Below are 13,995 nucleotides of genomic sequence, written 5' to 3' on the forward strand. Positions count from 1 at the left end.
AACTAATCAAATGACTTTTACCCTTTTTCGCCGCACCGCCCCGGTGCTGGCCTTCGCTGCCGCGCTGTCGGTGCTGGCCGGCTGCGCCTCGGTGCCGCGCTCGACCGCCGTGGTGGCCGCCTACCAGGACACGATCGAACTCAACGGCCGCATCGCCATCAGCTTTATCCGCGATGGCAAGAAGGAAGCCATGAATGGCAACTTCAACTGGCAGCAAACGCCGGCGCGCACCGATGTCAGCCTCAATTCGCCCACCGGCCAGACCGTGGCCCGCATCAGCGTGACCGCCCAGGCCGCGACCCTGCAGCAAAGCGGCCAGCCGCTGCGCACCGCGCCCGACCTCGACAGCCTCACGCGCCAGGCCCTGGGCTGGACCCTGCCCGTGGGCGGCCTGCGCGACTGGCTGCAAGGCCATGCCACCGACGCCGACGGCAAGCAGTTCACGGCCTCGCCGGCCAATGACAGCGTGGTCACCCGCGACGGCTGGAAGATCGATTACCTGGGCTGGCAGGATGACGCCGCTGCCGTGCCCAAGCCGCGCCGCATCGACGTCACCCGCCTGACCCTGGGCCAGCAGGTGGACGAACTGTCGTTCCGCATCGTGCTCGATGCTCCCGCGCCATGAACGTGTTACTGAACTGCCCGGCTCCCGCCAAGCTCAACCTGTTCCTGCACGTGACCGGCCGCCGCGCCGACGGCTACCACCTGCTGCAAACCGTGTTCCAGCTGGTCGATCACGGCGACACCCTGCATTTCACCCTGCGTGACGATACCGCGCTGCGCCGCGTGACCGACCTGGCCGGCGTGCCCGAAGAGAGCGACCTGGTCATCCGCGCCGCCAGGCTGTTGCAGGCCGAGGTACAGCGCCGCACCGGCGCCTTGCCGCGCGGCGTCGATATCGCCATCGACAAGGTGCTGCCGATGGGCGGCGGCCTCGGTGGCGGCTCGTCCGACGCGGCCACCACCCTGATGGCGCTCAACGCCTTGTGGCATGCCGGGCTGAGCCAGCAGGAATTGATGGCGCTGGGCCTGCCGCTGGGCGCCGACATCCCGTTTTTCATCTTCGGCCAGACCGCGTTTGCAGAAGGCGTGGGCGAGGATTTGCAGGCTGTGGCGGCGCCCGAGTGTTGGTACATCGTTATCGAACCGGGCGTGCAAGTACCGACCCCTGCAATTTTTTCGTCAGAACGTTTGACAAGAGACACGCCGGTCATTAAGATAACGGACTTTTCCAGCCACCTTGAAAATCAAAACGATTCAAAGGGATACGGAAGAAACGATTTACAACAAGTGGCAATGGAGTTGTTCCCGCCGGTGGCAGAAGCGGTAGAATGGCTCAGTGCTGACGGTGACGCCAGGATGACTGGCTCCGGTGCTTGTGTGTTTCGTGCAGTGGCAACCGAAGCTGAAGCTGATGCGGTGCTTGCAAAAGCACCGACCAAGTGGAAAGTCTGGAAAGCCAGGGCGCTGAAACAGCATCCGATCATCGACATGTTGTGAGTGAGAAAAAAGATTTTGCTTCTCGTGAAAATGGCTGTATAATATCGGCCTGTAGCGACAAGTAGCAAGTTGCGTAGGGGAATCGCCAAGCTGGTTAAGGCACTGGATTTTGATTCCAGCATACCAAGGTTCGAATCCTTGTTCCCCTGCCATTCGTTTTTATCTGGATCCGTCGAGGCGCACGTCTCCGGCCGGGTAGGACAAAAATGCAGGTGACCAGAGCGCCGCATTCAACTAATACAGCGTCACGCGGCTTTCCGCTGGCGATCATCAAAAATTTCTTCTACTATCTCTGGGACTCCCAATGGCTTACGAAAACCTGATGGTTTTTACCGGCAACGCTAATCCTGCGTTGGCAGAAGGAGTCGCAAAAAATCTCGGCATCCCACTCGGCAAAGCAAACGTTTCGAAATTCTCGGACGGCGAAGTCATGGTCGAGATTAACGAAAACGTGCGTGGTAAAGACGTCTTCGTCCTGCAGTCGACTTGCCAACCGACCAACGACAACCTGATGGAACTGATCCTGATGGTCGATGCGCTCAAGCGCGCATCCGCTGGCCGTATCACCGCCGCCATTCCTTACTTTGGTTATGCCCGTCAAGATCGCCGCCCCCGTTCGGCGCGCGTTGCGATCTCGGCCAAGGTGGTCGCCAACATGCTGGAAAAAGCCGGTGTCGAGCGCGTCCTGATCATGGACCTGCACGCCGATCAAATCCAGGGTTTCTTCGATATCCCTGTCGATAACATCTACGCGTCGCCGATCCTGCTGGGCGACCTGCAGAAAAAGAACAACGAAGACCTGCTGGTGGTGTCGCCGGACGTGGGCGGCGTGGTCCGTGCCCGTGCCCTGGCCAAGCGCCTCGGTTGCGACCTGGCCATCATCGACAAGCGTCGTCCGAAAGCCAACGTTTCCGAAGTGATGAACATCATCGGTGAAGTCGAAGGCCGCAACTGCGTGATCATGGATGACATGGTCGATACCGCCGGCACTTTGGTGAAAGCTGCCGAAGTACTGAAAGAGCGCGGCGCCAAGAAAGTGGTGGCGTATTGCACCCACGCGGTCCTGTCCGGCCCGGCCATCGAGCGCATCACCAATTCGTCGCTGGACGAGCTGGTCGTGACCGACACGATTCCGCTGTCCGACGCTGCCAAGGCCTGCGGCAAGATCCGTCAACTGACGTGCGCGCCGCTGCTGGCCGAGACGTTCAAACGCATCATCAAGGGCGATTCGGTGATTTCGCTGTTCATCGACTGATCGACCGTTACATCAGTTTTAGCACGCGGCGCACCCGGTTTACCGGTTGCGCCGTGTTGGTTTTACCGCTTTCCCGATTTCATGAGCGCCACAAGGTGCTCATTTTCGAAGCACCCTGGTCGCGGGGGCTTCATAACACGGGGCGCAAGCCCTGTAATTTTTGGAGTATCACATGAAAGTTGTTGCATTCAAACGCGAATTGCAAGGTTCCGGAGCGAGCCGCCGCCTGCGTAATTCGGGCCAAACCCCTGGCATCATCTACGGCGGTACCGAAGCGCCAGTGACCATCTCGCTGGACCACAACGCCCTGTACCACGCGCTGAAAAAAGAAGCGTTCCACTCGTCGATCCTGGATCTGGAAATCGACGGTAAAGTACAAAAAGTGCTGCTGCGCGACTTCCAGGTCCACGCATTCAAGCAACTGGTACTGCACGCTGACTTCCAGCGCGTCACCGCTTCGGAAAAACTGCACGTGAAAGTTGCGCTGCACTTCGTGAACGCCGAGATCTCGCCAGCAGTCAAACTGAACGGCGGCACCATCAGCCACGTGCTGAACGAAATCGAAATCGAATGCCTGCCAGCTGACCTGCCAGAATTCATCACCGTCGACCTGACCAATGTTGACGTTGGTACCTCGGTCCACGTGGCTGACCTGACCCTGCCAAAAGGCGTGACCGCGATCACCCACGGTAACGACCTGACCGTTGCTACCGCTTCGATCCCGGCCGGTCAAGTTGCTGCTGATGCTGAAGCTGCTGCTGAAGAGCCTAAGAAGTAATTCTTGACGCTTTACGCGTCATGGAAACCCTGTCAGCTTCGATGCTGGCGGGGTTTTTTTTCGTTTGCGCGATAATCACCGGTCACTTTTATTTAATTACACATCATGCCCATCCGCCTTATCGTCGGCCTCGGCAATCCCGGCGCCGAATACGAACAAACCCGCCATAACGCCGGCTTCTGGCTGGTGGACAACCTTGCCAACAGCAGCGGCGCCCGCCTGAACCGCGAGACCAAGTACAACGCGCTGATGGCCAAGACCTCGATCGCGGGCCAGGAAGTGTACCTGCTCGAACCGCAGACCTATATGAACCGCTCGGGCCAGTCGGTGGGGGCTTTGAGCCGCTTCTTCAAGATCAATCCCGATGAAGTGCTGGTCGTGCACGACGAACTGGACCTGATGCCCGGCATCGCCCGCCTGAAAAAAGGCGGTTCGGCCGGCGGCCACAATGGCTTGAAGGACATCACTGCTGCGCTCGGAACCCAGGATTACTGGCGCCTGCGCCTCGGCATCGGCCATCCGCGCACCTTGAGCCTGCAGCAGCAGGTGGCCGACTTCGTGCTGCACCGTCCGCGCCGCGAAGACCAGGACCTGATCGAGCAAGCGATCGACAAGTCGCTGCTGGTGATGCCGGCTATCGTTGAAGGCAAGTTCGAAGCTGCCACCATGAAGTTGCATACCGCATAAGCTACGATGGTATGCTGGGGGAATCTTTCCCCAGATAAGGACACCATCGATGACGCTCCGCCCACTTGCCGCCTTTTTGTCTTCCGTGTTGATGCTGCCGGCCCTGGCCCAGGACGGCAGTGCCGTCACCGCCAACATCGACGCCATGTATCCGAAGCTCGATGCGATCTACAAGGACTTGCACGCCCATCCCGAGCTGGCATTCCAGGAAGTGCGCACGGCCGCCAAGCTGGCCGCCGAGATGCGCGCGATCGGCTTCGAGGTCACGGAAAAAGTGGGCAAGACCGGCATCGTCGCCATCTACAAGAACGGCTCCGGCCCGACCGTGCTGGTGCGCACCGAGATGGACGGCCTGCCGATGGAAGAAAAATCGGGCTTTGATTATTCCAGCAAGGCCCACGCCCAGCTCGACGGCAAGGACACCATGGTGGCGCACAGCTGCGGCCACGATGTCCACATGACCGCGTGGCTGGCCACGGCGCGCACCTTGGTGGCGATGAAGTCGCAGTGGCAGGGTACGCTGATGTTCATCGGCCAGCCGGCCGAGGAAATCGTCTCGGGCGCCAAGGCCATGATCGGCGACGGCCTGTTTACCCGCTTCGGCAAGCCCGACTACGCGTTCGCGCTGCACTCGTGGCCGCACGCTTACGGCACCATCGGCTACAACAGCGGGCCGGTATCGTCGAACTCGGACGCCATCGAAATCACTTTCAAAGGGCGCGGCGGCCATGGCTCGGCGCCGGACAAGGCGGTCGATCCGGTGATGATCGCCGCGCGCTTCGTGGTCGATGTGCAGACCGTGATCAGCCGCGAGAAGGATCCCAAGGAATTCGGCGTGGTCACCATCGGCGCCATCAATGGCGGCAGCGTGGGCAACATCATTCCCGACAGCGTCAAGGTGCGCGGCACCATCCGCAGCTACACGCCGCAAGTGCGCGAGAAAATCCTGGCCGGCGTGCGCCGCACGGCGATTGCCTCGGCCGCCATGGCCGACGCACCGGCACCGGACGTGGAACTGATCCCCGGCGGCGCGGCCATCATCAACGACGAGAAACTGGTGGCGCGCACCGAAGGTGTGTTGAAACAGGCGTTCGGCAACGACAAGGTATGGCGCATGCCGGCCATGACCGCCAGCGAAGACTTCTCGCAGTTCGCCAACGCCGGCATTCCGGCCATGTTCTTCTTCACCGGCGTGTACTCGCCGGAAGCGGTAGCCGAAGCGGAAAAGCCGGGCGGCAAACCGATCGCCTTCAACCACTCGCCTTACTACGCGCCGGTGCCGGAGCCATCGATCAAGACCGCCGCCCGCGCGATGACGCTGGCGGTGATGAACGTGATGGCCAAGTAACCGCAACCTCTGAAAAGCCTCCAGAGCAGCTACAGAGTTTTTCAAAAGCCTCCAGAGCAAGGCGCAGCGACGAAGACAGTACGCCAGTACGGCGAGGCGCTGCAACGCAGCTAAAGAGTTTTTCAAAAGCCTCCAGAGCAAGGCGCAGCGACGAAGACAGTACGCCAGTACGGCGAGGCGCTGCAACGCAGCTACAGAGTTTTTCAAAAGCCTCCAGAGCAAGGCGCAGCGACGAAGACAGTACGCCAGTACGGCGAGGCGCTGCAACGCAGCTCTGGAGGCTTTTCAGGGCTGCGGCTTGGGACGCAGCAGGCGCCAGACCATAGCCGCCAGCACCGCGGTCCCCAACAACAGCACGCCCCACAACACCAGCAGCCGGTTGCGGGCGCCGGTGTCGGCTTCATCGCCTTGCGGAGCGGTCGCTGTACCGTGCTGCGCCGTGGCCGGACCGGCCGTAGCACGGTCAAGCTGGCGCAATTCCACGTCGCTGAATCCCGGCGCCACCTGCGCCAGTGGGCGGCTGGTGGCAGGCGCGCGCTCGCGTCCCACGGCCAGCGTGTACGGCGCGTTGCCGCTGGCGAGGAACACCAGCGTGGCCGGTTGCCAGCCCACCTTCAATACCGGCTTGACCGTGGCTGCGGCAGTCGTGCGCAGCACCCATTGCGGCGCGTGCCGTGGCGCCACCACCAGGTCGCCCGAACTGCGCGGCTGGCCATCCTGTGTAATGCGATAGAAGGTGGTGTTGACGATAGGATCGAAGCGGCGGCTGGCCGCCGCGCCGGCCTGGCGCGCGGGCACAGCGTAGTACACGCCCAGTTGCGCCGGCAGCACGACGTTGGTCTCGCTGAATTGCACGCCGATGGTGGCGGGAGCAATCGCTGGTGGCATGGTGTACACCAGGTCTTGCGGCAGCTCGCCCGCCACGGCTTGCAGCAGCAATTGCTCGCGTGGCGCGGCGGTGGTGGTGCGCACCGGCTGCTCGGCCACGATGCGGGCAAACTGCAACGGCGCGCCACTGTTCCAGGTCAGGCGCGCGTAGCGGAACGGGCGTGCCTCGAAGGTCAGCCGGTCGTTGGCCAGGGTTTGCTGGTCCTGGTTGACCAGCCAGTTCAGCTCGGCCGCGCCGACCGCATCCCAGCGCTTCATGTCGTTGCTCGTTTCCAGCCAGACCTGGGCGCTGTAGTCGCGCTGGCCAGGCGGCAGGGTGAAGCGCAGGCCATCGACCGTCGGCGGCGCCGCTGTTGACGACGCGCGTGGTTTGCCGAGATCGAGTATCAACCCGGTCAGGCGCGTGGTCCCGGCAGTAGCAGCCTGGTCGCCGCCCTCGGGGCGCACCTTGACCGACAGCAGCCGGCCATCGGGCGCGGTGCTGACGTCCAGGTCGAGCTGCGATGACTGGTTACCTGCTGCCGACATCAGCGGAAAGATTATCAAGGGCAGATCCTTGTGGCCGATGTTTTCCGCCGCCACCGGCTCCTGCAAGGCGAACGGCTGCGGCGCCCCGCTGGCGTCGAACACGCGCACATCGTCGAGCAGCGGCGAGCGCGCGTGCAGGTAGACGTCGCGCGGCAGGCGCAGTTGTAGCACGCCCTGTTTGACGCTGGAATTCAGCGGCAGCAAGTGCGTGTAGTCGCCGGGCTTGTCGCTTGCCGGCGCGGTGCCGGCCATGGCAAACGCGCTGGCCAGGCAGGCGGCGCCGATCACGAATGTTTTCATGCGGCCTCCTCTTGTGGTTGTCCGGCTGGTTCGGATTGGGGGAAGGGCGCCAGGTAGCCGATGCCCACCATCAGCGCACCGACGCCGAGGAAGGACACGATGCGCTCGACGCCGCCGATATTGGACAGGTCCACCAGGAACAGCTTGAGCACTACCAGCCCCAGCAGCGTGGCGCCCACGATCCAGGCACTGCGCCAGGTGCGCCGCGCCGCGTGGCGCATCAGTATCAGCGCAGTCACGCTCCACACCAGCGACAGCATCGCCTGCACGAACTGCGAGGCGAACATGCTGGCGAACTCGTACGGCACACCGAGGTAGTGCGACACCGTGCGCAGCAGCGCCAGGTTGAACCAGGCATAGCCGAACAGCGCAATGGCCAGCGGCAATGGCGCGATCCAGCCGGCCGGCCAGCCCGCCGGCACCCGCGCGGCCGGCGCTTGCAGTCGATAGCAGGCCAGCACCAGCACCAGGGCGAAGCAGGTGCTCAGGTCGAGCGGATTGAGCAGCGGCACGTAGGGCAGCGGCGCCATGGCGCCGTCCTGGGTCAGGTTCCAGGCCGCGACCAGCAACGCCGACCAGGCGCAGCCGGCAGGAATCAGGCGGCTGCGGTACCACGCCGCGAGCGGCGCCACCGGCCAGGCCTCCTGGCGGCTGCGCCGCATCAGCCAGGCGATGGACGCCATCATCAGCCACGATGGCACGAAGCGCGCCCAGCTGGCGCTGGTGCTCCAGTCGGCGATGAAGACTTGTTCGCTGGGACCGGCGAGCCAGCGACTGATCACGTAAGCGGCCACCGGCCAGATCATCAGCCAGGGGCCGGCCGTGCGCACGGTATGGAGCACGCGCAGCACCATCGGCGGCAAGGCCCAGCCTTGGCGCAGCCACGCCGCCATCAGCCATTCGCCGGCCAGCCACAGCGCGGCAAAGGTGATCCATGTTTCGACATGCGGCAGGCGCGAGGCGTTGTCGTACAAATCCACCACTACCAGCAAGGTGGCGCCGGCGAGTGCCGGCCACACGGTCGCGGCAAACCAGCGCAGGGCCGGCCAGCGCAAGCTGCGTGCAAACCGGACCGCTGCCAGCGCAGTGGCCGCCATCAGCAAGCCATAGGCGCAGAGCTGGAGGTCGGTATCGGGCCCGTATTCGGTCGAATACCGTTGCGGGAACAGGCCGGCATAGTGGCCGGCCAGCCAGTTTGCCAGGTCCGGCGTCACCATGCAGAACCACCACAGGGCCGACCAGGCATACGTCAACCGGTACACCGGGGCGATGTCGGTCGTGCCGATGCTCTCTTCGCGACGGCGCTGCAGCGCCCAGCTGCTGAACAGTGCAGCGCCGAAAGTCATCAGCGCGCCCGGCAGCGGCCGCTCGAACAGCGAGGAAGCGGCAGGGCCGGACCAGCCGGCCATCGCCAGTTCGAGCAGCTTGAACCCGGCTACCGCCTGCACCAGCAGCGCGATCGCGCCAGCCAGCGGCCAGGCCAGCTTGCGGGCGATCAGGTACAGGCCGATGGCGGCGACCATGGCGCTGCCGACCAGCAGCGTGCCCTGGCGGTTCTCCACCACGCGCAGCAGGATTTCGGTCCAGGCGCCCGCCACCAGCCATACGGTGGCAAATACCAGGAACACGCCGGCCAGCAAGGGGAAAACCTGGTTATCGTCGTCGGTGCTGTGGGCGCGGAAACGCGTGGCCATCAGGAAGGCGGTGGCGGCCAGCAGCACGAAGCCCAGCCACAGGTTGGCGTCGAGCGCGCCGACCGGCGACAGGCCGGTGGCCGAACCGATGAACGACACCCAGGCGCCCACCTGCACCAGCAGGCCGAACATCCACGCCAGCTTTTGTTGCTGGCGCAGGCCGATCCAGACGATGCCGGCGCCTTCCAGCGCCCAGGCGGCGGAAGTCCAGCGGCCGTCGAGCGCGAACGGGATCGCCAGCGTGCCGAACACGATGCCCAGCGCCAGGAAGGAATCAGCCAGCAAGGCATAGCGCTGCGCGTGCTGCTGGCGGCGCAGCACGGTGGCCAGCGCCACGTAGAACAAGCCCAGCGCCAGGGCGGAATAAGCGACCCCGAACGGGAAGCCGTGCACCAGGCTGAACTGCAAGCCGAAGGCCAGCATCGGCGTGCCGAATACCAGCGTGCCATCCACGTAGTGCTTGAGCTGTACCGACTGCTGGCGCGCATACGCGAGCGGGATCGACACGTAGAAGGCAAAGAACAGCAGCAGGAACAGCTGCACCGACAGGTAGTTCTCCGGCGCGTAGCGCAGCACGCCCCAGGTGGTGGCGATGGTGAAGGTGAACGTAAAACCGAGCAGATTGAGCGGTCGCCACGAGCGCAGCAGCGCCAGCGCCAGCACGCCGCCGTTGAGCAGCGCATAGTACAAGAACAGGCCGATATGGCTGCCGCCGCCGCTCGACGCCAGGATCGGCGTGGCAAAACCGCCCGCAATGCCGAAAATGGCCAGCCACATGGCGTTTTGCAATACCGCCAGCAGGCAGGTGAACACGGTCAACACCAGCAGCAGTGCAAACGCCATCACGCCGGGAATCAGGTGATAGACGCGGAAGGCGCCAAAGGTGACCAGCATCAGTACGGCCAGCGCGGCGCCTTGCACCGGCAGGCTGATCGAGGGGCGGCTGAGGCGGATGCGCCAGCCCCAGGCCAGCAGCGCCAGGTCGGCCAGCACGATGCCGGCCAGGCGCAGTTCGATCGGCACGCTCACGCGCGCTGCCGTGTATTTGAGCAGGAAGCTGACGCCGATGAACAGGATTAACAGGCCGAGCTTGGCCACCAGGTTGCCGCCGAACAGCCAGGACCTGGCGGTGAGCAGCCATTGCGGTGCGGAGGCCGATGCCGATGCGGGTGCAGAGCGGCGCGGCGGTGACGGCTGGGACGCGCCGACCGGCGGCGCAGTCACTGGCGTGGCAGCCGTCACGGTGAGAACCGGCCCGGTGTCCGCTGGCGGTACTGCCGGATGCAGTGCTGGCGTCGCAATCGATGCAAGGGCCGGCATTGGCAACGGCGTGGACCCGGTGGCGGGCGCCGGGCCTGGGACCGGAGCCGGAACCGGAACCGGAACCAAAACCGGAACTTGTTCCGGTACTGCCAACGGCGGTGACCGTTGCGGCGCGCTTGGCGCGGCTGCCGCTTCCGGCGGTGGTGTTGCCTTGAATGCCGGCGTGGCAGCATTGCGTAGAGCGCCTACTTCGTCGCGCAATTCATCGATCAGCCGGCGCAGGTGGCGTGCTTCACCACGTGCGCGCCAGGCGATGTTGAACGTTACCAGCCCAAAAATGAGCAACACAAATTCCATGAGACCTCCGCAGGATAGTCTTGCAAAATATCACAAATGCAAGACTGTCCGTACGGAAATAATCAAGGTATTGCGTGCTGCGACGAACCGTACTGCCGGTGATTAGCCGTCGGCGCGCAGGTTGCCGTTGACGATGCGCACGCGGTCGCCTTCGCGCCAATTCGGTTGCTCGGTCTGGACGATGTTCTGCGTCTTGCCGTTCTCGAGGCGTACCGCGATGGTGTAGGTACGGGTACCTTTCACGCGGCCTTCGACCTGGTTGCCAGCCACCGCGCCGCCGATGGCGCCAGCCACCGTGGCCAGCTTGCGGCCGTTGCCGTCGCCGACCTGGTTACCCAGCAAGCCGCCCAGCAGGGCGCCGCCGACCGCACCCACGCCGCTGCCTTCGGCGCGCTGGTCAACCGAGGTGATCGATTCGATCACGCCGCAGCTGTTGCAGACGGCCGGAGCGGCTCTTTCCGGGGTGTGCTTCACCACGGGTGGCTTTTCACGCACCGCTTCGCGTACCGGCTCACGTTCACGGACCGGCTCGCGCGCCACTTCACGCGCCGGCGCCACGACGGGGGCCGCTACCGGGGCCGGCACTGGCGGCGTGGGGGCTGCCTGCTCGACGATCGGTGGCACATTGGCGGCCATCGGCACATCCGCAGTCTTGCTGTTCGAGGAAGGCAGCCAGCCCATCATGGCGGCTACGCCGACACCGCTGACAAGAACGACTGCGCCGGCAGCGGCGAGCACCATCGGGTGCATCGAGGATTTAGTTGTATTGTTATTCATGGTAAGACCTTTCCTGAGTGATTGCCTGACGTACACACTGTACACACAACTAGTAACGTTCGTCCGCAACATTGGTATGACGTGAAATTCGTATCAAATGTAAGCAATTGTTCCCAAAAAGCATGACTTGTTCCGTGCGGCGGGCGCGGTTTTTTTGAACGCCGGGGGCGGGGGAGGTACAATAGACCCCTTGAACTTAAAAAACGCCATTCGGGCCGTTTTTCACCAGCCGCTCGCCGGCGCTATGATTATTAAAGGTTTTCCATGAGTCTCCAATGCGGCATCGTCGGCCTGCCTAACGTCGGCAAGTCCACCCTGTTCAACGCCCTGACCAAAGCGGGCATCCCGGCCGAGAACTACCCGTTCTGCACCATCGAGCCGAACGTCGGCGTGGTGGAAGTGCCCGATCCGCGCATGGCTGCGCTGGCCGAAATCGTCAAGCCGGAACGCATGGTCAACGCCATCGTCGAATTCGTCGACATCGCCGGCCTGGTCGCCGGCGCCTCGCAGGGCGAGGGCCTGGGCAACCAGTTCCTGTCGCACATCCGCGAAACCGACGCCATCGTCAACGTGGTGCGCTGCTTCGAAGACGACAACGTGATCCACGTCTCCGGCAAGGTCAGCCCGCTCGACGATATCGAAGTCATCCAGACCGAGCTGGCGCTGGCCGACCTGGGCACCGTGGAAAAAGCCATCCACCGCGAAAACAAGAAATCGCGCTCGGGCGACAAGGACGCCGCCAAGCTGCTGGCCATCATGGAGCGCATCGTGCCGCACCTGAACGAAGCCAAGCCGGTGCGCGCCATGGGCCTGGACGCCGACGAAATGGCCCTGATCAAGCCGCTGTGCCTGATCACCGCCAAGCCGGCCATGTACGTGGCCAACGTGTCCGACAGCGGCTTCACCAACAACCCGCTGCTCGACCAGCTGACGGCCTACGCCAAGACCCAGAACGCCCCGATCGTGGCCATCTGCGCCTCGATCGAAGCGGAAATCGCTGACCTCGACGACGCCGACAAGACTGAATTCCTGGCCGACATGGGCATGCAGGAGCCAGGTCTCGATCGCCTGATCCGCGCCGCCTACAACCTGCTGGGCCTGCAAACCTACTTCACCGCCGGCGTAAAAGAAGTACGCGCCTGGACCATCCGCGTGGGCGACACCGCGCCGCAAGCGGCCGGCGTGATCCACACCGACTTCGAACGCGGCTTCATCCGCGCGCAAACCATCGCCTACGACGACTACATCCAGTACAAGGGTGAAGCCGGCGCCAAGGAAGCGGGCAAGATGCGCGCCGAGGGCAAGGAATACGTGGTCAAGGATGGCGATGTGTTGAACTTCCTGTTCAACGTCTGATCGAACGTCACCCAAGAGCCCTGCTGATGCAGGGCTTTTTCATGGCGGAAGATGCTAGTTTGCTTCCAGAGTTTTTGGCACAAAGCCTTCATCCGTCAGCGCTTTGACGATGCCGCGCAAAAGATAGTTGTTGGTGAAGCAGATCGAATACTGCCTCGCTCCTTCATGGATGGGTTGCAGCATTTTCTGATCAACCAGCTTTTTAATCTGGTAAGTCCGCTGATTGGCGGTGAGCTTCGGCATAATCCTGCTCAAATCTGCTGACTTGGCGTTTTTCAGCCGAACAACTTCCTTCAGCACGTGATATTCATCGATTGTGATCAACTGACGCTCTCGCGAAATGGCAAGCGCAGGGCCAATGATGTGCTTTTCAATGTAGTCGTATTGCGTAAGCCGGTCCACCTTGCGCAGTTCGGTCAGTACGCCTTCCAGAACATAGGTGCACCAGGCGTCGATACCTGAGGTGGTTCCAGTGTCGGCCGTGCCTAACATCTCGTAATAGCGTTCCCTGTCATTGCAAAATATTGCTGTCGGGTTGAGCACGCGCCCACTCTTGACGTTAAAGCCGTATTTGATGAGCAAGGCATAGGTAAGCAGACGTACAACCCGCCCATTTCCGTTGGAGAACGGGTGAATCCAGCCAAACCGATGGTGTGTCAGGGCAACCTTTATCAGGTCGTACTTTGGCGCTGATGCCTGGTTGACGAAATCGGTCAGCTCTTTCATATACTGTGGAACAGCCATTGCTTCAGGAGGAAGATGAGTTGACATCGCCATCCGTACTGGCGTTGCCCTGTAAGCACCGGGAGTTCTATCTCCCTCTCTTTCCAGGTCTCTGACCGCTATGCTATGTAAATCCCGGATAAATGCCTCCGTCAACTGAGCGCCCGGTTCCATGGCGGTGTCGACATATCTCATGGCTTCTTAGATGTTGGTGATTTCCTTCATCTGATCACCATTGTCCACGCCGCCCTGTACGGTTGTCTCAACGAGGTCAGCCAACGTTGTATGGTTGCCTTCTATGCGGGCAGAACCCAGACTCTCCAGTAAATGAAAAATTTGCTTGAGCTGGAAGAAAACTTCGGGCGGAGTCGTCCCCCCGAGTTGTAGACGCCGGAGATGCTCAAGTTCAGTCACCACGTCGACCAAAGGAGAGTCGAACGAGGGATTGTGCAACTTCAGATCGATGTGTTCAAACTTCGGGGGCTTCATGGGGGAGGAAAATTATCAAGAATGACGTCAAGTGGTATCTTAAATTTTATGG

General features: G+C 62.5%; 12 protein-coding genes and 1 tRNA gene. 8 read left to right on the forward strand and 5 right to left on the reverse strand.

Going from position 1 to position 13,995, the window contains the following annotated elements:
• The first annotated feature begins 10 nt into the window (after positions 1-10).
• The 7 genes from lolB to J2X54_RS03520 all read left to right on the forward strand — a co-directional run bounded on the left by lolB (position 11) and on the right by J2X54_RS03520 (position 5,568).
• Positions 11-625, forward strand: coding sequence for a lipoprotein insertase outer membrane protein LolB (gene lolB, locus J2X54_RS03490; protein WP_310177910.1), 615 nt, complete (start codon positions 11-13; stop codon positions 623-625).
• The gene (ispE, locus tag J2X54_RS03495) at positions 622-1,500 is read left to right on the forward strand and encodes a 4-(cytidine 5'-diphospho)-2-C-methyl-D-erythritol kinase (RefSeq protein ID WP_310177912.1); all 879 of its coding nucleotides are present in this window, start codon (positions 622-624) and stop codon (positions 1,498-1,500) included. The genes lolB and ispE overlap by 4 nt, the downstream gene beginning before the upstream one ends.
• Before the next feature lie 75 nt (positions 1,501-1,575).
• A tRNA-Gln gene (locus J2X54_RS03500) sits at positions 1,576-1,652 on the forward strand.
• A 152-nt stretch (positions 1,653-1,804) separates the two neighbouring features.
• Positions 1,805-2,755, forward strand: a complete 951-nt coding sequence (locus J2X54_RS03505; RefSeq protein WP_070251208.1) for a ribose-phosphate pyrophosphokinase — start codon at positions 1,805-1,807, stop codon at positions 2,753-2,755.
• 172 nt (positions 2,756-2,927) lie between these two features.
• Positions 2,928-3,533 (forward strand): 50S ribosomal protein L25/general stress protein Ctc, encoded by a 606-nt coding sequence (locus J2X54_RS03510; RefSeq protein ID WP_070251206.1) that lies wholly within the window; start codon positions 2,928-2,930, stop codon positions 3,531-3,533.
• Positions 3,534-3,638: 105 nt separating this feature from the next.
• On the forward strand, positions 3,639-4,220 hold the full coding sequence (gene pth / locus J2X54_RS03515; protein ID WP_310177916.1) for an aminoacyl-tRNA hydrolase: 582 nt from the start codon (positions 3,639-3,641) through the stop codon (positions 4,218-4,220).
• 49 nt (positions 4,221-4,269) lie between these two features.
• Entirely contained in the window at positions 4,270-5,568 is a 1,299-nt protein-coding gene (locus J2X54_RS03520; RefSeq protein ID WP_310177918.1) for an amidohydrolase, read from the forward strand.
• A gap of 285 nt (positions 5,569-5,853) precedes the next feature.
• Here J2X54_RS03520 and J2X54_RS03525 read toward each other — a convergent pair whose 3' ends face one another.
• The 3 genes from J2X54_RS03525 to J2X54_RS03535 form a co-directional block, all read right to left on the reverse strand.
• Positions 5,854-7,284 carry a DUF3999 family protein gene (locus J2X54_RS03525; RefSeq protein WP_310177920.1) on the reverse strand — a complete coding sequence of 477 codons (1,431 nt, stop codon included), beginning with the start codon at positions 7,282-7,284 and terminating at the stop codon, positions 5,854-5,856.
• On the reverse strand, positions 7,281-10,598 hold the full coding sequence (locus tag J2X54_RS03530; protein ID WP_310177922.1) for a DUF2339 domain-containing protein: 3,318 nt from the start codon (positions 10,596-10,598) through the stop codon (positions 7,281-7,283). The genes J2X54_RS03525 and J2X54_RS03530 overlap by 4 nt, the downstream gene beginning before the upstream one ends.
• Positions 10,599-10,700: 102 nt before the next feature.
• The gene (locus tag J2X54_RS03535; protein ID WP_310177924.1) at positions 10,701-11,375 is read right to left on the reverse strand and encodes a glycine zipper 2TM domain-containing protein; all 675 of its coding nucleotides are present in this window, start codon (positions 11,373-11,375) and stop codon (positions 10,701-10,703) included.
• Between the two features lie 264 nt (positions 11,376-11,639).
• Between J2X54_RS03535 and ychF the strand changes: the two genes are divergently transcribed.
• Positions 11,640-12,731 (forward strand): redox-regulated ATPase YchF, encoded by a 1,092-nt coding sequence (ychF, locus tag J2X54_RS03540; RefSeq protein WP_056146846.1) that lies wholly within the window; start codon positions 11,640-11,642, stop codon positions 12,729-12,731.
• Between the two features lie 54 nt (positions 12,732-12,785).
• On the opposite strand, the gene J2X54_RS03545 is transcribed toward ychF, so the two are convergent.
• Together J2X54_RS03545 and J2X54_RS03550 are read right to left on the reverse strand one after the other, a co-directional pair.
• Positions 12,786-13,649 (reverse strand): Fic family protein, encoded by an 864-nt coding sequence (locus J2X54_RS03545; RefSeq protein ID WP_310177927.1) that lies wholly within the window; start codon positions 13,647-13,649, stop codon positions 12,786-12,788.
• A gap of 6 nt (positions 13,650-13,655) precedes the next feature.
• Positions 13,656-13,943: a hypothetical protein gene (locus J2X54_RS03550; RefSeq protein WP_310177930.1), complete on the reverse strand. Its 288-nt coding sequence runs from the start codon at positions 13,941-13,943 to the stop codon at positions 13,656-13,658.
• Positions 13,944-13,995 lie beyond the last annotated feature (52 nt).

Source organism: Duganella sp. 3397, assembly GCF_031456625.1.
Taxonomy (GTDB): domain Bacteria; phylum Pseudomonadota; class Gammaproteobacteria; order Burkholderiales; family Burkholderiaceae_D; genus Rugamonas; species Rugamonas phyllosphaerae.

Bases quoted from the DNA above. Each gene is read 5' to 3' on its own strand.
- lolB (WP_310177910.1), top strand. From the start codon at position 11: ATGACTTTTACCCTTTTTCGCCGCACCGCCCCGGTGCTGGCCTTCGCT.
- ispE (WP_310177912.1), top strand. From the start codon at position 622: ATGAACGTGTTACTGAACTGCCCGGCTCCCGCCAAGCTCAACCTGTTC.
- J2X54_RS03505 (WP_070251208.1), top strand. From the start codon at position 1,805: ATGGCTTACGAAAACCTGATGGTTTTTACCGGCAACGCTAATCCTGCG.
- J2X54_RS03510 (WP_070251206.1), top strand. From the start codon at position 2,928: ATGAAAGTTGTTGCATTCAAACGCGAATTGCAAGGTTCCGGAGCGAGC.
- pth (WP_310177916.1), top strand. From the start codon at position 3,639: ATGCCCATCCGCCTTATCGTCGGCCTCGGCAATCCCGGCGCCGAATAC.
- J2X54_RS03520 (WP_310177918.1), top strand. From the start codon at position 4,270: ATGACGCTCCGCCCACTTGCCGCCTTTTTGTCTTCCGTGTTGATGCTG.
- J2X54_RS03525 (WP_310177920.1), bottom strand. From the start codon at position 7,284: ATGAAAACATTCGTGATCGGCGCCGCCTGCCTGGCCAGCGCGTTTGCC.
- J2X54_RS03530 (WP_310177922.1), bottom strand. From the start codon at position 10,598: ATGGAATTTGTGTTGCTCATTTTTGGGCTGGTAACGTTCAACATCGCC.
- J2X54_RS03535 (WP_310177924.1), bottom strand. From the start codon at position 11,375: ATGAATAACAATACAACTAAATCCTCGATGCACCCGATGGTGCTCGCC.
- ychF (WP_056146846.1), top strand. From the start codon at position 11,640: ATGAGTCTCCAATGCGGCATCGTCGGCCTGCCTAACGTCGGCAAGTCC.
- J2X54_RS03545 (WP_310177927.1), bottom strand. From the start codon at position 13,649: ATGAGATATGTCGACACCGCCATGGAACCGGGCGCTCAGTTGACGGAG.
- J2X54_RS03550 (WP_310177930.1), bottom strand. From the start codon at position 13,943: ATGAAGCCCCCGAAGTTTGAACACATCGATCTGAAGTTGCACAATCCC.